Source organism: Streptomyces sp. NA02950 (assembly GCF_013364155.1).
In the GTDB taxonomy this organism is placed as follows: Bacteria; Actinomycetota; Actinomycetes; order Streptomycetales; family Streptomycetaceae; genus Streptomyces.
In genome coordinates this window covers 9,217,652-9,236,855 of record NZ_CP054916.1, presented here as the reverse complement: position 1 = coordinate 9,236,855, position 19,204 = coordinate 9,217,652, and the positions used below count along the sequence as shown (strand labels likewise).

The following is a 19,204-nucleotide window of genomic DNA, read 5'->3' as shown; positions in this document are numbered from 1 at the left end:
GGTAAGCCGCGCCTCGACACGTTCAGGCTGGGCATACCTGGTCTCGGTCGGCCCCTCGTCCCGAAATGGATCTTCGCGGCGCCTGCCTTGCGCTCAGCATGCTCGCAGAGCGGGGAGGAAGGGCGGGGGAGAGTCCGCCCGGCCCAGCCCGGCGTGCCGCAGGCGATGGGCAACGGATCGCCGCCGCCGGTCTCAGCCCTGCCGACCAGCACAACGACGAAGAGAGCAGGCCCGGACACATCCGGGATTGACGCTGGTCCGCCTGACCGGCACCTTCCGCACCGCGCTTCCGACAGATGTAGAACATCGCCGGGAAGAAGCCTCGACAACCGTTGATTCTATTCCGTTATGAGCGTGAGCATACTCATCACTCAGAGGCGTGTTCGTAGAGCATCACGCGGTCGTAATAAAGCAGCCCGGACTGCTTGGTGGCGTCACCGTCTGATTGCGGAATCCACAGAGACCCTATTTTCGGCGGTTTTTTACCCGTCCTCGTCTTTCCGAAAGGAACGCGATGTCCGATCAGAGCTTCGATGCAGTGGTGATCGGAGCAGGCGTCATGGGCTGCTCCATCGCGTATGCCTTGGCAGCCGGTGGGCGGCACGTCTGCGTGGTGGAACGGGGGCCGTCGGCCGGAAGCGGGTCCACCAGCGCGTCCTCGGCCGTCATCCGGTTCAACTACTCCACCTGGGCGGGGGTCGCCAGCGCCTGGGAGTCCAAGCACGCCTGGGAACAGTGGAGTGATCACCTCGGCGGTGGCGACGAGGCGGGGCTCGCCCGGTTCATCAGAACCGGCGGACTGCTCCTGGACTCCCCCGGCCAGGACCGCGCCACGGTGTACGAACTGTTCGACCGGGCGGGCGTGCCGTACGAGGACTGGGACGCGACGACGCTGGCAGAGCGCTTGCCGCTGCTGGACATCGGCCGTTACTACCCGCCCAAGGCCATCACTGACGAGGCCTTCTTCGACGAGCCGGCCGGCGAGCTGACCGGTTGCTGGACCCCTGACTGCGGTTTCGTGGACGACCCGCAGCTGGCGGCCCGCAACCTGATGACCGCAGCCGTGGGCCACGGAGCCACCTTCCGATTCCGTTCCGAGGTGACGGGCATCACGGCCCGGGACCGCGTCACCGGCGTCGACCTCGGCGACGGTACCCGGTTGTCGGCACCGGTCGTGATCAATGCGGCAGGGCCGCATTCCGGAGCGGTCAACGCGCTCGCCGGAGTGGGCGAGGACTTCGCCGTCTCCACCCGGCCGCTGCGCCAGGAGGTCCACGAGGTACGTGCACCCGACGGCTTCGGCCAGGATGGCAGGGGGCTCCTCGTCGCCGACCCGGACCTGGGCACATACTTCCGGAGCACCCCGAGCGGCGGTCTCATCGTGGGCGGCACCGAACCGGAATGCGATCCGCTGGAGTGGCTCGATGATCCCGACAGCTACAACCCGCATCCGACGACGGCGGTCTACGACGCTCAGCTCTACCGCGCCGCCTGCCGTATCCCCAGCCTCACCGTGCCCCACACACCCCGCGGGATCGCCGGCGTGTACGACGTCTCGCAGGACTGGATCCCGATCTACGACAAGACGGCGCTGCGCGGGTACTACGTGGCGATCGGCACAAGCGGAAACCAGTTCAAGAACGCTCCCGTGGTCGGGCTCTTCCTGACGGCCATCATCGACGCCTGCGAGAACGGCCAGGACCACGACGCCGAACCCGTCGTGGTCAAGCTGCCCCGCACCGGCCATGAGGTGGATCTGTCGCACTACAGCCGTCGTCGTCAGATCAACCAGGACAGCAGCTTCAGCGTCATGGGGTGACCTGTCGTAAGGGTGTCCCTCCACCGCACAACGAAAGCGAAGACGCATCCATGAGCCAGCGGTCCGAGCCGGCTTCACGGCACAACACCCGAGAGATCGAGCAGGGCATCTACACCAACCTGCACAAGGAGACCACGTACGGTGGCTACCTGCGACTCGACCGGTTGCTGTCCGCGCAGCAGCCCTTGAGCAATCCGCCGCACCACGACGAACTCCTGTTCATCATCCAGCACCAGACCTCGGAGCTGTGGTTCAAGCTCGTGATCCATGAGCTGCGCCAGGCCATGCGCCGGCTGGCTTCCGACGATCTACGGCCCGCGCTGAAGTCCCTCGCCCGCGTCAAGCACATCCAACGGCAGCTCGTCGAACAATGGGCCGTGCTGGCCACTCTCACGCCGAGTGAGTACGCCCAGTTCCGCGGCGCACTAGGGCATGCCTCCGGCTTCCAGTCCGCGCAGTACCGGATCGTGGAGTTCCTTCTCGGCAACAAGAACGGGCAGATGAACCAGGTCTTCGCGCACGACCCGGAGGCGTGCGACGCGCTGGAGGAATCCTTGCGTCTGCCCAGCCTGTACGACGAGTTCCTCCGCTACCTCGCCCGCGCCGGGCACCCGGTCCCCGAGGAGCTGTTGGAACGGGACGTCACCCGTGCACATGGGTTCCACGACGGTCTGCTCCCCGTGCTGAAGGAGATCTACGACAACCCCGAGGCCCACTGGGAAGCCTACGAGGCCTGCGAGGAACTCGTCGACATCGAGGAGAGCTTCCAGCTCTGGCGCTTCCGCCATCTGAAGGTGGTAACGCGGATCATCGGCTTCAAGCGGGGTACCGGTGGGTCCAGCGGGGTGGCCTTTCTGAAGGCCGCGCTCGATCTGACCTTCTTCCCCGAAGTACTCGCCGTGCGCACCGAGGTCGGCTGACGCGTCGGCGTGTTGCCGTCCATTCGAGCCATCCTCCCGCTCGTCTCCTGACTGAAAGGACCCTCCTGTGACTGTCACCTTCCGTTGTCTCGACATCCCCTCGGCCGAGTTGGACGAGAGCGTGCTCGCGCCTCCGAGCGCGGAGCCGCTCTCCGGCGAGATCACCGTGCGCAGCCGCGTGTTCTTCACGGACCAGACGAAGGGGATCATCTCTGGCACCTGGGAGTCCGAGCCAGGGACCTCTCGGTGGGAGTTCAGCACCCGCGGTGAGGTCATCACCGTTGTCCACGGCCGGATGACCGTCGTCCGCGATGGAGAGGAGCCCGTCGAGCTCACCGCGGGTGACACCGCTTACTTCCCGCTCGGATGGCGCGGGATCTGGACCATACACGAGCGTCTGCGCAAGGTCTTCGTCGTGTACACGGCCTGACACGGTGGCGGACAAGTCAAATCAGTAAAGGAATTGAGGTTATGGCACAGGAAGTACGCGCGGTCATCGCCCGCGCCAAAGGTTCGCCGGTACAGACCGAGACAATCGTGGTTCCGGATCCGGGTCCGGGCGAGGCCGTCGTCAGAGTGCAGGCCTGCGGGGTGTGTCACACGGACTTGCACTACCGGGAAGGCGGCATCAGCGACGACTTCCCGTTCCTACTCGGCCACGAGGCCGCCGGCGTGGTGGAGTCGGTCGGCGAAGGCGTCACCGAGGTCGCGCCCGGGGACTTCGTGATCCTCAACTGGCGGGCGGTCTGCGGGCAGTGCCGCGCCTGTCTGCGTGGGCGTCCCTGGTACTGCTTCAACACGCACAACGCTCGGCAGAAAATGACCCTCGCCGCCACCGGTCAGGAACTGTCGCCGGCCCTGGGCATCGGCGCCTTTGCCGAGAAGACCCTGGTCGCTGCTGGGCAGTGCACCAAGGTCGACCCGCAGGCATCACCGGCCGTGGCCGGGCTGCTGGGCTGCGGAGTGATGGCCGGTATCGGCGCCGCGATCAACACCGGTGGCGTCGGCCGCGGAGACACGGTCGCCGTGATCGGCTGCGGCGGCGTTGGCGACGCGGCGATTGCCGGGGCGAAGCTCGCGGGAGCGTCGAAGATCATCGCGGTTGACATCGACGACCGCAAGCTCGCGACGGCCCAGAGCATCGGCGCCACCCATACGGTGAACTCGAAGGCCGTCGACATGACGGAGGCGGTCCGTGACCTGACCGGCGGTTTCGGCGCGGATGTGGTGATCGAGGCGGTCGGCCGCCCGGAGACGTACCAGCAGGCCTTCTACGCCCGCGACCTGGCCGGCACGGTCGTGCTGGTCGGCGTACCCACCCCGGAGATGAAACTCGAACTACCGCTGCTGGATGTCTTCGGGCGAGGCGGCACGCTGAAGTCGTCGTGGTACGGCGACTGCCTTCCCTCCCGGGACTTCCCGATGCTGATCGACCTGTACTTGCAGGGCCGTTTGGACCTGGACGCCTTCGTCACCGAGACCATCGCGCTGGACGAAGTCGACAAGGCCTTCGAGCGTATGCACAGCGGCGACGTGCTCCGCTCGGTGGTGGTCTTCTGATGCCGACCCAAGTCGAGCATCTGGTCACCTCCGGCACGTTCAGCCTGGACGGCGGCACCTGGGACGTCGAGAACAACGTGTGGATCATCGGCGACGACACCGACGTGATCGTCATCGATCCGGCCCATGACGCGGCCGCCATCGCCGCCGCCGTCGGCGAACGCCGCCTCACCGCGATCATCTGCACCCATGCCCACGACGACCACATCAACGCCGCGCCCGCGCTCGCCGACCTCACCGGCGCGCCGGTCCTCCTCCACCCGGACGACCTGCCCCTGTGGAAGCTCACCCACCCCGGCCTCGCCCCGGACGGTGAACTGGCCCACGGCCAGGTGATCGCAGCCGGCGGCACCGAGCTCACCGTCCTGCACACCCCCGGCCACGCTCCCGGCGCGGTGTGCCTGTACGTCCCGCAACTGGGAGTCGTCTTCAGCGGCGACACGCTCTTCCAGGGCGGCCCCGGCGCGACCGGCCGTTCCTACTCCGACTACCGCACCATCATCGCCTCCATCCGCAACCGGCTCCTGGTCCTGCCGGGGCAGACCGTCGTGCACACCGGCCACGGCGACTCCACGACCATCGGCGCGGAGAAGGCGCGACTGCCGGAAAAGGTGACCCCATGACGACCTCCCTCGACGACGCCCGCCGCCTCGATGAGAAGGACCCTCTCGCCCCCTTCCGCGACCGGTTCATCACTCCTGCCGACGATGGACTGATCGCCTACCTCGACGGCAACTCCCTGGGCCGCCCGCCGAAGGCCACCCAGGAGCGCCTGAACTCACTGCTCACCCAGGAGTGGGGCACCCGGCTCATCCGCTCCTGGTCCGAAGGCTGGATGGAACTGCCCGAGCGCATCGGCGACGCCCTCGGGGAAGCCGCCCTCGGCGCGGCCCCCGGCCAGGTTGTCGTCGCCGACTCCACCAGCGTCTGTCTCTACAAACTGCTCCGGGGCGCCCTCGCCCTGCGCCCAGGACGCACCGAGATCATCAGTGACCGGCACAACTTCCCCACCGACAGCTACCTCGTCCAGGGCATCGCCGACGAACTGGGCATGACCGTACGGTGGATCGACTCCGACCCGGACGCGGGGGTGACGGCGGAGGAACTCGCCGCCGAGCTGAACGCGAACACGGCCGTCGTCACCCTCTCCCACGTCGCCTACCGCTCGGCCTGGATCGCCGACATGGCCGCGCTCACCGCCCTGACCCATGAGCACGGCGCGCTGACCGTCTGGGACCTCTGCCACAGCGTGGGCTCCATCCCGGTCCAACTCGACACCGCAGGGGTCGACTTCGCCGTCGGCTGCACCTACAAGTACCTCAACGCCGGGCCCGGGGCCCCCGCCTTCGCCTACGTGAGAACCGCCCACCAGGAGTCCTTCCGCCAGCCCATATGGGGATGGATGGGCGCAGCCGCACCGTTCGCCATGGAACACGCCTACCGCCCGGCTCCCGGGGTGCGCCGCGCCCTGTCCGGCACCCCGCCGATCACCGCCATGATCGGCGTCGAGGAGAGCGTGACGCTGACCGCCGAGGCCGGCATCGACCGCATACGCGCCAAAGGCATGGCACTGACCGAGATGGTCACCGAACTCGCCCAGGACTGGCTCGTACCGCACGGGGTGCGCATCGCGTCGCCGCGCGACCCCGACCGGCGCGGCAGCCACGTCACCCTCGCCCGTGCCGACGCGGCAGAACTGTCACAGCGCCTGATCGAGGCAGGTGTGATCATCGACTTCCGTCCACCGGACGGCATCCGCGTCGGATTGTCTCCCCTCACCACCGGCTTCGCCGAGACCTGGCGGGCCATGGACGTGATCCGCGGCCTTACGGCCACCGGCGGGACATGAGTGCCGGGTGCGGTGTCTCCCGCACCCGTGACTCCGGACCTGCACCGTCCTACGCACCCACAACACGACCGCTGGATTGCGCGACGTCCCGGGATCTGGCCGGGTTCGAACAGTAGCGCGGTCCGCCCAGGTCCCTCGTACGCAGGTCTCGATCGCCACCCGAGCGGCGCGGAATCTCATCTGAGCCCGCCAACGAACTTCACATAGTCGACCTGCGGGGCGCCGTGCTGAGGGCCGACCAGGGCCTGAAAGAGGTGACGGAAAATCCGTTTGGCGCCGCTTTGGCGTCGACGGGGCACCACCGGTGCGGCCGCACAGCGATGCTGTCGCGGCCGTGGTGGTCGCCGTACGCGACGCGCTTCAGGGCCCACCGGCCTCCCCATTGCGCTGCAGGTCCAACGCCGAGCGGTCTCTTCGGCAGGGCCGCCCCCGCAACCGCCGATACGAAAGAACGAGCCGTGAGCAGCCCGAACGATTCCACCGATGACGACCTGACGGTCACCTCGCCCAAGACCTGGGCGACTGGGGTGCCGGCGGTCACTCACGCCCTGCGGTACTCGCTGCAGCAGACCTCGCCCCGCCGGGCGGCGACCAGCCTGCTCACCATCAACCAGGCCAACGGCACCGACTGCCCTGGCTGCGCGTGGCCCGAACCGGCCCCCGGCCAGCGGCACCGCAATGAGTACTGCGAGAACGGCGCCAAGCACATCAACGACGAGGCGACCACCCGGCGGATTGGGCGCGACTTCTTCAGGCAGTACACGATCGACGAACTGAATCGCATGTCGGACCTCTGGCTCAACCAGCGCGGCCGGCTGACCGAACCGATGGTCAAGCGCCCCGGGGCGAGTCATTACGAGCCCATCGGCTGGGACGAGGCGTTCTCCCTGATGTCGCAGGAGCTCCGCGGGCTCGACTCGCCGGACGAGGCGGCCTTCTACACCTCCGGCCGGCTCGGCAACGAAGCCGCGTTCCTCCTCCAGCTCTTCGCCCGCGCGTTCGGCACCAACAACCTGCCCGACTGCAGCAACATGTGCCACGAATCCAGCGGTCGCGCGCTGACGGAGACGCTCGGCATCGGCAAAGGCAGTGTCAGTCTGGACGACATCCACCACGCCGACCTGATCTTCGTGGTGGGACAGAACCCAGGCACCAACCACCCGCGCATGCTCTCGGCCCTGGAGGAGACCAAACGCAACGGCGGCCACATCATCGCCGTCAACACACTCCCCGAGGCCGGACTGCTCCGCTTCAAACACCCCCAAAAAGCCCGTGGCGTACTCGGACGAGGCACCCGCATCGCCGACCAGTTCCTGCACATCCGGGCCGGCGGAGACCTGGCACTCTTCCAAGCCCTCAACCTGCTGCTGCTCCAGGCCGAGGACGCCTGCCCGGGCGGAGTCCTGGACCACGACTTCATCCACGCCCACACCACCGGCTTCGAAGACTTCGCCCAGCACATCCGCGCGACCACCTGGCACAACGTCCTGGAGGCCACCGGCCTGACCCGCGAGGAGATCGAGCACGTCCACCACCGCGTTCTGAACAGCCGGAGCATCATTGTCTGCTGGGCCATGGGCATCACCCAGCACAAACACGGCGTGCCCACCATCCGCGAGATCGTCAACTTCCTGATGCTGCGCGGCAACGTTGGCCGACCCGGCGCTGGAGTGTGCCCGGTGCGCGGCCACAGCAACGTCCAGGGCGACCGCACCATGGGCATCTGGGAGCAGATGCCGCAGAGCTTCCTGGACGCGCTCGGCCGGGAATTCGCCTTTGCCCCGCCCACCAAGCACGGCTACGACTCCGTCGATGCCATCCGCGCCATGCGCGACGGGAAAGTGAAGGTCTTCCTCGGCGTGGCAGGCAACTTCGTCCGGGCCGCGCCCGACAGCGAACTCACCGAACAGGCGATGCGCCGCTGTCGCCTGACCGCGCACATCTCCACCAAACTCAACCGCTCCCACGCCGTTTGCGGCCAGACGGCCCTGATCCTGCCCACCTTGGGCCGCAGCGACCGCGACATCCAAGCCGGCGGGGAACAGTTCGTCACCGTCGAGGACTCCATGAGCATGGTCCACTCCTCCCGCGGCCGTCTGACCCCCGCCTCCGAGACGCTGCTCAGCGAGGTGGCGATCATTTCCCGGCTGGCCCGGGCCACTCTCGGAACCTCCCCGGACATCCCCTGGGAGCAGTTCGAAGCCGACTACGACACCATCCGCGACCGCATCGCCCGCGTCGTCCCCGGCTTCGCGGACTTCAACGCGCGCCTCGCCGACCCCGCCGGCTTCCAGCTCCGCAACCCGGTCAACGACCACACCTACAACACGCCCAGCGGCAAGGCAGTCTTTACCCGCAACGCCTTCGAGATGCTGCACGCGCCAGAAGGACACCTCATCCTGCAGACCATGCGGTCGCATGACCAATGGAACACCATCCCCTACGCCATGAACGACCGCTACCGCGGCATCCACCACGGCCGCCGCGTCGTTCTGGTCAACCCCGACGACATGAAGGCCCTCGGCCTGACCGAGCTGCAGAAGGTAGACCTCGTCAGCCTATGGCACGACGGCGTCAAACGCCGCGCCGAGGGTTTCCGCGTGGTGCCCTACCCCACTACCCGTGGATCGGCGGCCGCCTACTACCCGGAAACCAATGTCCTGGTCCCCCTGGACAGCGTCGCCGACTTCAGCAACACCCCCACTTCAAAAGGCGTGGTAGTCCGCCTCGAACCCGCCTCGCCACAGTGAACCGTCGACTTGTAGAGCAGCAGCGGAACGTGGTCGGATTGACCGCTCTTACGTGCCGTAGGACGCCGCGCCCGCGCCCCGAGCCGATTCAGGACATCTGTCCTCGCACCGGATACCGTGCGTAGCGACACGCTGAGACGAAACAAGATGACTGCTGTGCACACCTCACCGCAGTGCATGACTCCTTGAAGGTATTGAGCAGTGCGCTGAACGGTAAGGCGAGCCGGGTGGCGCCCCGGCCTCTTGCGTCTGTCCGGCCCGGAAGACCCGCCGACCATCGCTGCCGTCCTGGACGCCCTGGGGGAGGCCTCGCTCCCGTTGATCGCTCCTGAAAAGGGCACCGGGCAGGAAGAACCACGCTGACATTCTCATCGACGTCCCTGCCGACGGCACCACGTCCGTCGTGATCTCGGGCGCGGACGAGCTGCGTTCCCCGTTGGGCTCGATCCGGATGCCCTGGATATCCTCGGCGCCCAGTGCAAAACGCCCGTCGACCTGGCCCCTGTGCTCCGCCTGACCGGCCTGTCCGAACTCACCCTTGACTCACCGGGTCTCATCCACGCCGAGACCGGGCAGCTGACTGCCCTGCGCAACCTGCGCACCCTGGTGCTGACGGACCCTGACAGGGACGAGGAGGGCGGAATCTGCCGGAGACGCCGCGGCCTTGCCGCAAGGCGCCGCGGCGGCGATGCCGTGACCGCGTATGTAACCCTGCGGATCTTCGAAGGGGCGCCCTTCGCGCCCGGCAGCACGGAGGGCCTGCCCGTCCCCGTTCGACTGCCCGAGGGCTCACCATGGCCGCTGGTCGGCGAGCCGGACTTCCCGCAGACCTCCGACGCCAAGCTGTTCGGCACCATTCTGATCGCCCTCGATCTCGCCGGTCATCCCGACCGTGTGCGCGCGTACAGACCTGCGACGATGATGGCTGTCATCCGCCCACCAGCCTCCACCTGGGCTGCTTCCCAGCCGACTGACCACCGGCCTCAGGCTGCGCCCGTGCCGCCGGTCCTCCCACAAACTATGCGGCGGTCGGGAACAGGACGGGATGCCCGAAGTCCTGACCGGGAGGCACCCCCCGTCGTCGGCGCTGCCACCCTGTCCTGGTGCGCGGACAGATCATCGGCCATCAGGAGGGCGCCGCCGGGCCGCCTCCAGGCCCCGTGTCGGTGGTATCCAGCCCTGTCACGCTCTCGGCAATGAGGCAGCCCCGATGAAGCCTTTCGGCAGAATCGGCCAAGCCCCACCACAGATAAGCCGATATCAGTACGTGGCACCCAGTGGCTCGATAATCAGGGGAGGAGACCGCTGAGGCGCTCGCTTATGCGCGGTGGACAGCGGGGATGATAATACCTGGCCGGCCACGGACGCTCCGTACTTCCTGCGGAGGATCTTCGACCCGCACGTACTGCGTTTTCAGCAGTCAGGAATGTCGGCAGCCGCACGACGACGACAGGGCCCCGTCCCGGAGAGCCTGGACAACGTTCGATATCCGTCTACGGAGATCTTGTCGTGGCTACTTTTCTCTACCGAGTGGGCCGTCTGGCCTTCCGGCGGCGCTGGCGCGTCGCCTTGATCTGGGCTGCCGTGCTGGCTGCTATCGGATTGGGGGCCCTCGCGGCCCCCAAGGCCCCCACCGAACAGTTCTCCATGCCGGGCATCGAGTCCCAGAAGGCACTCGACCTGATGAAGCAACGCTTTCCCGACGCCCCGGCCGACAGCGCGTCCGCCCAGGTCGTGTTCGTCTCGCGGGGTGGCGAGAAGGTGATCGCTGCCGAGAACAAGAAGGCCATCGAGGAGGCCGTGGCCGAGCTGGGCCACGATTCCCAGGTCGCGAGTGTCCAGCCTCATGCGGTCAGCAAGGACGCCACGACGGCGTACACGACCGTCACCTTCAAGGCGCCGGCCGGGGATCTCCCCGAGGCCAGCAAGACCCATCTGAAGCAGGTCATGGACCAGGCCAGGCACGCCGGGCTGACCGTCGAAGCCGGTGGGAACGCGATGGACGGCGAAGGTGGCGCGGGCGGCGCGGCCGAAGTGATCGGCATCGCGGTCGCAGCCGTCGTGCTCCTCATCACCTTCGGGTCGCTGGCCGCCGCCGGGCTGCCGCTGCTGACCGCCGTCATCGGTGTTGGCGTGAGCATGGCCACGATCCTGGCCCTGGCCGACGCCCTCGGCCTGTCCACCACGACCGGCACCCTGGCGATGATGCTGGGCCTCGCGGTCGGCATCGACTACGCCCTGTTCGTCGTCTCTCGCTACCGTGAGGAGCGCGCCAAGGGCCACGCGCCGCAGGAGGCGACCGGTCTCGCAGTCGGCACCGCCGGGTCGGCGGTCGTGTTCGCCGGGCTCACCGTCGTGATCGCGCTGGCCGGGCTCGCGGTCGTGGGCATCCCGATGCTCACCAAGATGGGCCTGGCGGCCGCGGGCGCGGTCGCCGCTGCCGTACTCGTCGCGCTGACGCTGGTCCCGGCGTTCCTCGGCTTCTGGCCGAACGCCGTCCTTCCGCACAAGGCCCGCAAGAGCATGCGTGGGAAGCAGACTCCCAAGGACAACGGGGGTACCCGCTGGGCGCGGTTCGTTTTGCGCCGGCCCCTGTCCACGCTGTTCCTGGGCGTGGTGGGTCTTGGGGCCCTCGCGGTGCCGATGACGGATCTCCGCCTCGGCATGCCCGGGGACGAGGTCAAGCCGACGTCCACCACCGAACGCCGGGCCTACGACGCGCTCTCCGAAGGTTTCGGGCCGGGCTTCAACGGGCCGTTGACCATCGTCGTGGATGCTCAGGGCACCGACGACCCAAAGGGCGCGGTCACGACGATCTCCAAGGAGATCGGTGCCACGAAGGGAGTCGTGTCCCTCTCCCCAGCCCACTTCAACAACGCCGGTGACGCCGCTGTCTTCTCGGCCGTGCCCGCTACCGCGCCGACCGACGAGAAGACCAAGAAGCTGGTGTCGACCATCCGGGGCGAGCGTCCCGGACTCGAGTCGGCGACCGGGGCGTCCTTCGACGTCACCGGCACCACCGCGCTGAACATCGACATCTCCGGCAAGGTGCAGTCCGCGCTGGTCCCATACCTGGTCGTCGTGGTCGGCCTGGCCGTCGTCCTGCTGCTGGTGGTCTTCCGGTCGCTGCTGGTCCCCCTCAAGGCGGCCGCCGGCTTCCTGCTCTCGGTGCTGGCGTCCCTCGGCGCGGTCGTCATGGTCTTCCAGCAGGGCCACGGCGCCGAGTTCCTGGGCGTGGAGCAGACCGGCCCGATCATGAGCCTGATGCCGATCTTCTTGGTGGGCATCGTCTTCGGTCTGGCCATGGATTACGAGGTGTTCCTCGTCTCGCGGATGCGGGAGGCGTACGTCCACGGCGAAACACCCCTCCGGGCGATCACGTCCGGCTTCCGGCACAGCGCCCGCGTGGTGGTGGCCGCAGCACTGATCATGATCGCGGTATTCGCCGGATTCATCGGCCAGAACGAGCCCATGATCAAGATGATCGGGTTCGGTCTCGCCGCAGCCGTCCTGTTCGACGCCTTCATCGTACGGATGGCCATCGTGCCCGCCGTCCTGGCCCTGCTCGGCGACAAGGCATGGTGGCTGCCGAAGCGGCTGGAGCGGATACTGCCCCGCGTCGACGTGGAGGGAGAGGCCCTCAACCGCCGGCCCGAGCCGCACGCGTCTTCGGCCGAGGCGGCCACGGCGCGTACCTGATGAACAAGACGCATACCTGATAACGCATCTTGGGCGCTCGTGGCGACACGGGCGCCCAACAGCGCCGTCCCGTAACGGGAATCGTCCAGCATGGATTCAGTCCCACCGACGGAGAACCGATGAGCACCAGCCTGGAGCGGCGGTACACGCACCGTATCGAGGAATTCGCGCACCGCCGCCCCTTTTTTGTCGACCTGATGACGGCCCTGGTGCTGTGGGGCTGTGCGTCCCTCGGCGGCACGCTCAGCATGCCCGAGACGGACCCGCCGGACCAGCCAGGGACCGCCATCCTCCTCGCAGGCCTGTCCTGCCTGGTTTTGCTGAAGCACCGCAGCCATCCGCGCACGACCGCCGCTGTGGCCACCGTCTGCACGGCGGCCGAGGTCGCGCTGGGGTATCTGCCGACGCCTCTTCTGCTGGCGCCGACCATCGCCGGGCTCTACTGGCTGGGCACCCTCGCCGACCCCAGAACCACCCGGGCGTACGCGGTGTCCACCATGGTGGCGTTGGCTGCCGCGGCCGCGTTCTCCGACAGCACGCCCCACACCCCGCTGGTCTTCAGGGCCATCAATCCCGTCTTCTGGGTGCTGCTGCCGCTCGCCGCCAGCAGCATGGCCCGGACGCGGCGCGCCTACCTGCAGGCGGTTCAGGCCCGTGCCGAACACGCCGAGCGCACCCGGGAGGAGGAGGCACGCCTGCGCGTCACCGAGGAACGCATGCGGATCGCCCGCGAACTGCACGATGTCGTCGCCCACCACCTGGCCCTGGCCAACGCCCAGGCCGGTGCCGCCGCGCACCTGGCCCTCGACAACCCGCAGCAGACCAAGAAGATCCTCACCGACCTGACGGGCACCACGTCCTCCGCACTGCGTGAGCTCAAAGCCACTCTCGGGTTGCTGCGGCAGACCGACGAACACGAACCCACCCCGCCGGAGCCGACGCCCGGGCTCGCCCGCCTGCCCGAGCTGATCTCGGTGTGCGAATCCGCGGGGCTCACCGTCGCCGTCACCACCGAGGGCGGAGCGCGAACGCTCTCCCCTGGTGTGGACCTGACGGCCTTCCGGATCGTGCAGGAAGCGCTCACCAACGTCACCAAGCACGCCGCCGCACACGCCGTACACGTACGGTTTGTGTACTCCGGCTCCCAGCTGCTGATCAGCGTCAGCGACGACGGACCCACCGTGGCCTCCGTCCCGAAGGCCACGCAGGGCGGTGGCTTCGGCATCATGGGCATGCGCGAACGCGCCCACTCCGTCGGCGGCGAACTGCGTGCCGGGCCCCGCCCCGAAGGTGGCTATCAGGTCACCACATCCCTGCCACTCACGCCCCACGCCGTCGAGGGAAACGGAACGCCATGACCATCCGAGTACTGCTCGCCGACGACCAGGCGCTGCTGCGGGCCACCTTCCGGATCCTGATCGACTCCTGCGACGACATGGAGGTGGTGGGCGAGGCATCCGACGGCACGGAGGCGGTGCAGCTCACGCGAAGCCACCACCCCGACGTCGCCCTGATGGACATCCGCATGCCGGGCACCGACGGCCTGACCGCCACCTCCGCCATCTGCGCCGACCCGGAGCTGACCACCACCCGCATCCTCATCCTCACCACCTTCGAGACCGAGGACTACGTCGCCCAGGCGCTGCGCGCCGGTGCCAGCGGCTTCCTCGGCAAGGACGTCACCGCCGACACCCTCCTGGCCGGCCTACGCACCGTGGCCTCCGGCGAGGCACTCTTGTCACCCACCGCCACCCGCTCCCTCATCACCCGCTTCCTCATGTCCCCCGCCGCCGGCACTCACCTGGCATCACCGGAACGCCTGGCCGACCTCACCGTCCGCGAACGCGAGGTCATGAGCCTGGCCGCCGAGGGGAAGACCAACGACGAGGTCGCCGAGGCCCTCTTCGTCAGCCCGCTGACCGTACGCACCCACATCCACCGCGCCATGACCAAACTGGGCGCCCGCGACCGCGCCCAACTGGTCGTCATCGCCTACCAGACAGGCCTCGTACGGCCCACTCCCCCCACCCTCTGACCCGGGTTGCGTCTCCGGCTCAGAACACTGGGTCTCCCTGCTCAGTTCGATCAGCACAGCGAGACGATCGGCGGGCACGCCGGCGCCCGTGTTCGGAAGAGAACTGGCTCATCGGCACGGACCGGTCAGCCGCTGCCAGTCCCGGCTGCTCTGACCCTATTCGGCCTCGTCGTTCTTGCCGGCGATCGGCGTCAGGCCCATCATCCCGTAGGCCTGGGAGTTGGAAATCCCGTAGATGTCGGCGAGTTGACCGGCGATTGCCTGCCCTCAACGAGAAGCTCGCGGAAACCGACAAGCTCATCGAGGCCCGGTTTCGCCGCCACCGCAGCGCGGAGGTGATCACGGGCATGCCCGGCATCGGTGTCCTGCTGGGCGCCGAGTTCCTGGCCTCCACCGGCAGGGACATGGGAGCCTCCGCCAGCGCGGACCGGCTGGCCTCCTTCGCTGGCGTCTCCCCGGTGCCTCGTGACTCCGGGAAGGTGAGCGGCAACCTGCACCGCCCCACCCGCTACAGCCGGCGCCTCCGACGCGTCTTCAACACCTCCGCGCTGATCAGCATCCGTGCTGCGGCGAATCCCGCCGGTTCTACGACCGCAAGCGCGCCCAAGGCAAACGTCACAGCCAGGCCGTCATGGCGCTCGCCCGCCGCAGGGTCAACGTCCTGTGGGCCCTTTTACGTGACGGACGGTGCTACGACCTCATACCGCCCGTCACACTGGCCGCTTGACAACTCCATGAGGAATCTCCGAGGCATCAGCAAGATCCGCCAGCCACCGTGCCCCGGCATGACCGATCACCCCCCGAACCATCGGCACTGACCTTAACCTTGGGACGCAACCCGATAGCCTGCACGTGGAAAGTGCCCTCCGCCTGGACCGACAGAACCCCTCAGCAAGGTTCACCGTCCCAGGCCAGGAAGGCACTTTCGTACTTCCGCCCCAGAGCCTGCCATCCCCAAGTGAAACGGCGAGGCTCTAGCTGCTGTCTCGGGGCCGGACCGGGTCACTGATCCTGGGCAGATGCGGCTCCCGTGGCGACGATACGAAAGCCAGTCCTCGCGTCGGCGCCTTCCACGCCCCCAACGATGGGCTTGCTCTCCATGAGAAGAATGCGGTCTCTCGTGTCTTCATGCCAGCAGAGTCGAACCCTTCGCTCCCCGCGACCGATGCCGGGGGTTGAGGAGCGGTGCGCGGCGTAGGCCGGCGTCGGTCGAACTCTGGCCCAGGCCCAAAGGCCTGGGCCGTGTTCGTCGTTTCGGTGTCTCGGAGATCGCCGATCGCCGTTGACTCCCGCGCGTCATCTCGCGGAGAACCGCTCACTCTGTGAGGTGGTGAGCAGGCGATCGCTCAGGCGGTCGCCTTCTCACCAGGAGCAGGCGAGGTCGGCGCAGTCCATGATCGACCGAGGTACCCGGGGCGGATCAGCGCCATGGCGCACATGCCGACGGCGGTCGCGACACCGGCCGCAACGAATATCGAGTGGTACCCCCATCGCGCCGCCAGATATCCGGCGAGTGTGGGAGCGGCGACCGCGGCGATGTTCGCGATGAAGTGGGTGAATCCGCCGAAGGTTCCGGCGCGCGTCGGCGCGGTGTCGATGATGACGCTCCAGAAGACGGCGTTGGGCAGCGAGTTCAGCGCATTGCCGATGGCCATCAGCGTCAGAACGCCGACCGCGCTGTTCACGAGAGGGATGCTCAGGAAGCACAGTGACGTCGCGGCCATGGAGCACACCGCCACCGCATTGCGCGCCACGCGGAGGCTGCCGGTACGGCGCCGCAGCCGGTCGGATATCCGCCCACCGAGCAGGATCGTCACACATGCACCGATCCACGGCACCATGCCGAGGTACCAGAGGGAGCCGAGCGAGAAGCCGAACTCGTCCTGCAAGTACTTGGGAACCCAGGTCAGGATCGTGAAATTGACGAACATGAACGAGAAGTAGCCGACCGCGTTGAGCAGCAGGGTCCGGCTGCGGAAGAAGGCCCACGCCGGTACGCGTATGTCCGGCTGTGCGGCTGCTTCGGGGCCGGCCGGTTCACCGATGCCGCGGATGTGGCGGAGTTCCTCCGCCGTAACCTTCGGGTGGTCCTCCGGCGCGTTGCGGAACATACGGTAGAAGGCGATGAGGAGCAGCAGGCCGACTACCCCGAGGATGATGAACGTGGTCCGCCAGCTGTCGGTCAGGGTCAGCAGCCCGACCGAGACCGGCGCGGTGAGCAGTGCGCCGAGCGGAGTGCTGAGGAGTCCCAGCGAAACCGCGAAGCCGCGCTCCTTGGCCGCCGCCCAGTCCGCGATGGTCCGGTTGATGGTCGAGTAGGCCGGCCCTTCTGTGAACCCGAAGAGCACGCGCACGACCGCGAATCCGGCGAGCGCAGAGCCGGCGAAGAGCCCGATACCGATCTCACCGGCGAACGCGGAAGCGATCTCCAGCACCGACCACGCGGCACCGGCGCACAGCCATACCCGGCGTGGCCCGATCCGGTCGGCGAGCCAGCCACCCAGCAGCGCACCGAACATGTACCCGTACCCGAAGAAGCCGAGCACCTGGCCCCACGCCGGTTTGTCGAAGCCGAACTCGGCGGTGACCGGCCCGGCAGCGTACGAGATGGCGCCACGGTCGATGTAGTTGACCAACGCCACGGCGACCAACAGACAGAAGATCACATAGCGGTATCTGGGAGCCGTCATGACTGCCCTCCTTGTCGCGAGTGGGCAGACTTTATAAAGTGCACAGTATGATGTGCAAGGCTCACACCAAGACCGGGCGGCCTCTGGTCGCCGTCGCCTCCCTCGGCGGCACCATCACGATGACGACGAGCGGCGCTGCCGCGGGCGTCCGTCCGGAACTGCGCGCCGAGGACCTCCTCGGCGGACTCGCCGAGCAGCTGGACATCGACGTACGCGCCGCCACGCTGGCCACCGTTCCGGGCGCCTCACTCGACTTCGACACGCTCGGAGACTGCTACGACTGGGCGGCCGGACAGGTGGCGGCCGGCGCGGCCGGAGTGGTCGTCGTGCAGGGCACGGACACCTTGGAAGAGACCGCCTACTTCTTCGAGACCGTATGGCCGTATCAGGAGCCCCTCGTCGTCACGGGTGCCATGCGTCACCCGGCCCTGCCCGGCGCGGACGGACCGGCCAACCTCGTCGCCGCGCTGACCGTCGCGGCAGCTCCGGCCAGCCGCTCGCGGGGCTGCGTGTTGGTGATGGGCGACGAGGTGCACTTGGCGCGATGGGTGCGAAAGGCGAACTCCAGCCGTCCGGATGCCTTCTCCTCCGCGCCCACGGGCCCGGTTGCAGCCGTCACCGAAGGCGCCGTGCACTATTTCCATCCGCCGGGCATCCGGCCGCCCGCGCTGGAGCGGCCGCGGCCCCGGCCCGGCGGCACGGATTCCGTCGCCGCCCGTGTCCCCCTGGTGGAGGCCACTCTCGACGATTCCGGCGAGCTGCTCGATGCCGTCGTGGCGGCCGGTGCACCGGGCGTGGTGGTCGCCGCCACCGGCGTCGGTCATGTCTCCCAGGGGGTGGCCGACGCGATCGAGCGGGCGCTCCCGAATCTCCCCGTGGTGGTGGCCTCCCGCGCCGGCTCCGGCACGACTTTCCGCCGAACCTACGGTTTCCGCGGCTCGGAATCGGACCTTCTGGCGATGGGGGTGACGATGGCCGGATGGCTGTGCCCGCGCAAGGCCCGAGTACTGCTGTGCACACTGCTCGCCGCGGGTGCCGAGCGGGAATGGATCGAAGAAGAGTTCCGCCGGCGGGGCGATCTCGGATAGGTTCTCGAAGTGCGACGACAGTGTGGACGACCCCATGAGGGCCAGGAGAGCGACACGTGTCCCCGCGTTCCGGGAACGGAGCTGAAGCGGTGACCGGCAGCCGTCCCCGAACCAACTACGAGTTCGCGCGCCAGACGCTGCGCTCCGACATCCTCGACGGCCGAGTGCAGCCCGGCAGCCGACTGGTGCAGACCGAGCTCGCCGCCCGGCTCGGCGTGAGCACCACCCCGGTCCGCGAGGCGATTCAGGACCTGGCCCGCGAGGGATTGGTGACCCTCGACCCGCATCGGGGAGCCTTCGTCAGATCGCTGAGCCTCGCCGAGGTCCGGGAAATCTACGAGTTGAGGATCGTCCTCGAACCCATGCTGCTCCGCCGCGCGGCGGAGCAGCTCGACAAGGCAGCCCTCGACCAGGCGGAGCGCTTGTACGAGCAGATGGCCGAGGAGCATGACCTCTCCCGATGGGCCGAGCTCAACCAGGAGTTCCACCACATCCTCTTCGCGCCCGCGGAGGACAGCCGCCTCGCCGGCATCGTCGCGGGACTGCGCGACAGTGCGACCCCGTATGTGGCCCTGTCACTGCGTGAGCCCGATCAGCAAGAGCACAGCAACGCCGAACACATCGAACTGCTCGGCCTCCTGCGGGCCCAGGACATCGAGGCCGCCGAAGAGCTGACGCGTCGGCACCTTGCCGCGACTCTGGGCATCATCGAGCAGTCCTACGACAGCACCGGAGCCGACCGAACCCTCCACGGCTAGTCCCATCCTCCGCATATGACCGGTTCGGATGATCCG

The 19,204-nt window shown here is 68.0% G+C and carries 13 protein-coding genes and 1 pseudogene; 13 read left to right on the top strand and 1 reads right to left on the bottom strand.

Annotated elements, in window-relative coordinates; all coding sequences use genetic code 11:
* Window positions 1-514: 514 nt before the first annotated feature.
* The 11 genes and pseudogenes from HUT19_RS39705 to HUT19_RS39655 all read left to right on the top strand — a co-directional run.
* Entirely contained in the window at window positions 515-1,819 is a 1,305-nt protein-coding gene (locus HUT19_RS39705) for an FAD-binding oxidoreductase (RefSeq protein WP_176185959.1), read from the top strand.
* Window positions 1,820-1,869: 50 nt separating this feature from the next.
* Window positions 1,870-2,739, top strand: coding sequence for a tryptophan 2,3-dioxygenase (locus HUT19_RS39700; RefSeq protein ID WP_176185957.1), 870 nt, complete (start codon window positions 1,870-1,872; stop codon window positions 2,737-2,739).
* 67 nt (window positions 2,740-2,806) lie between these two features.
* Window positions 2,807-3,169, top strand: coding sequence for a cupin domain-containing protein (locus tag HUT19_RS39695; RefSeq protein ID WP_176185955.1), 363 nt, complete (start codon window positions 2,807-2,809; stop codon window positions 3,167-3,169).
* Window positions 3,170-3,210: 41 nt separating this feature from the next.
* Complete coding sequence (locus tag HUT19_RS39690; RefSeq protein WP_176187887.1) at window positions 3,211-4,299, top strand: S-(hydroxymethyl)mycothiol dehydrogenase; 1,089 nt, start codon at window positions 3,211-3,213, stop codon at window positions 4,297-4,299.
* Window positions 4,299-4,922, top strand: a complete 624-nt coding sequence (locus tag HUT19_RS39685; protein ID WP_176185953.1) for an MBL fold metallo-hydrolase — start codon at window positions 4,299-4,301, stop codon at window positions 4,920-4,922. The genes HUT19_RS39690 and HUT19_RS39685 overlap by 1 nt, the downstream gene beginning before the upstream one ends.
* On the top strand, window positions 4,919-6,148 hold the full coding sequence (gene kynU / locus HUT19_RS39680; protein WP_176185951.1) for a kynureninase: 1,230 nt from the start codon (window positions 4,919-4,921) through the stop codon (window positions 6,146-6,148). The genes HUT19_RS39685 and kynU overlap by 4 nt, the downstream gene beginning before the upstream one ends.
* Before the next feature lie 458 nt (window positions 6,149-6,606).
* Window positions 6,607-8,898, top strand: a complete 2,292-nt coding sequence (locus HUT19_RS39675; protein WP_254886294.1) for an FdhF/YdeP family oxidoreductase — start codon at window positions 6,607-6,609, stop codon at window positions 8,896-8,898.
* A 1,509-nt stretch (window positions 8,899-10,407) separates the two neighbouring features.
* Window positions 10,408-12,597, top strand: a complete 2,190-nt coding sequence (locus HUT19_RS39670) for an MMPL family transporter (protein ID WP_176185949.1) — start codon at window positions 10,408-10,410, stop codon at window positions 12,595-12,597.
* Between the two features lie 119 nt (window positions 12,598-12,716).
* Window positions 12,717-13,955 carry a sensor histidine kinase gene (locus tag HUT19_RS39665; protein ID WP_176185947.1) on the top strand — a complete coding sequence of 413 codons (1,239 nt, stop codon included), beginning with the start codon at window positions 12,717-12,719 and terminating at the stop codon, window positions 13,953-13,955.
* Window positions 13,952-14,632: a response regulator transcription factor gene (locus tag HUT19_RS39660; protein WP_176185945.1), complete on the top strand. Its 681-nt coding sequence runs from the start codon at window positions 13,952-13,954 to the stop codon at window positions 14,630-14,632. The genes HUT19_RS39665 and HUT19_RS39660 overlap by 4 nt, the downstream gene beginning before the upstream one ends.
* Window positions 14,633-14,874: 242 nt before the next feature.
* Window positions 14,875-15,359: pseudogene (locus HUT19_RS39655) on the top strand (transposase); the annotation flags it as partial.
* Window positions 15,360-15,978: 619 nt separating this feature from the next.
* Here HUT19_RS39655 and HUT19_RS39650 read toward each other — a convergent pair.
* On the bottom strand, window positions 15,979-17,322 hold the full coding sequence (locus tag HUT19_RS39650; RefSeq protein WP_176185943.1) for an MFS transporter: 1,344 nt from the start codon (window positions 17,320-17,322) through the stop codon (window positions 15,979-15,981).
* Window positions 17,323-17,369: 47 nt separating this feature from the next.
* On the opposite strand from HUT19_RS39650, the gene HUT19_RS39645 reads away from it, so the two are divergent.
* A complete protein-coding gene (locus HUT19_RS39645) occupies window positions 17,370-18,410 on the top strand; it encodes an asparaginase (RefSeq protein WP_217712338.1) in 1,041 nt (346 codons plus the stop codon).
* Between the two features lie 89 nt (window positions 18,411-18,499).
* A complete protein-coding gene (locus HUT19_RS39640) occupies window positions 18,500-19,168 on the top strand; it encodes a GntR family transcriptional regulator (RefSeq protein WP_176185941.1) in 669 nt (222 codons plus the stop codon).
* Window positions 19,169-19,204: the final 36 nt, after the last annotated feature.

Bases quoted from the DNA above. Each gene is read 5' to 3' on its own strand.
- HUT19_RS39700 (WP_176185957.1), top strand. From the start codon at position 1,870: ATGAGCCAGCGGTCCGAGCCGGCTTCACGGCACAACACCCGAGAGATC.
- HUT19_RS39705 (WP_176185959.1), top strand. From the start codon at position 515: ATGTCCGATCAGAGCTTCGATGCAGTGGTGATCGGAGCAGGCGTCATG.
- HUT19_RS39650 (WP_176185943.1), bottom strand. From the start codon at position 17,322: ATGACGGCTCCCAGATACCGCTATGTGATCTTCTGTCTGTTGGTCGCC.
- kynU (WP_176185951.1), top strand. From the start codon at position 4,919: ATGACGACCTCCCTCGACGACGCCCGCCGCCTCGATGAGAAGGACCCT.
- HUT19_RS39660 (WP_176185945.1), top strand. From the start codon at position 13,952: ATGACCATCCGAGTACTGCTCGCCGACGACCAGGCGCTGCTGCGGGCC.
- HUT19_RS39665 (WP_176185947.1), top strand. From the start codon at position 12,717: ATGAGCACCAGCCTGGAGCGGCGGTACACGCACCGTATCGAGGAATTC.
- HUT19_RS39685 (WP_176185953.1), top strand. From the start codon at position 4,299: ATGCCGACCCAAGTCGAGCATCTGGTCACCTCCGGCACGTTCAGCCTG.
- HUT19_RS39690 (WP_176187887.1), top strand. From the start codon at position 3,211: ATGGCACAGGAAGTACGCGCGGTCATCGCCCGCGCCAAAGGTTCGCCG.
- HUT19_RS39645 (WP_217712338.1), top strand. From the start codon at position 17,370: ATGATGTGCAAGGCTCACACCAAGACCGGGCGGCCTCTGGTCGCCGTC.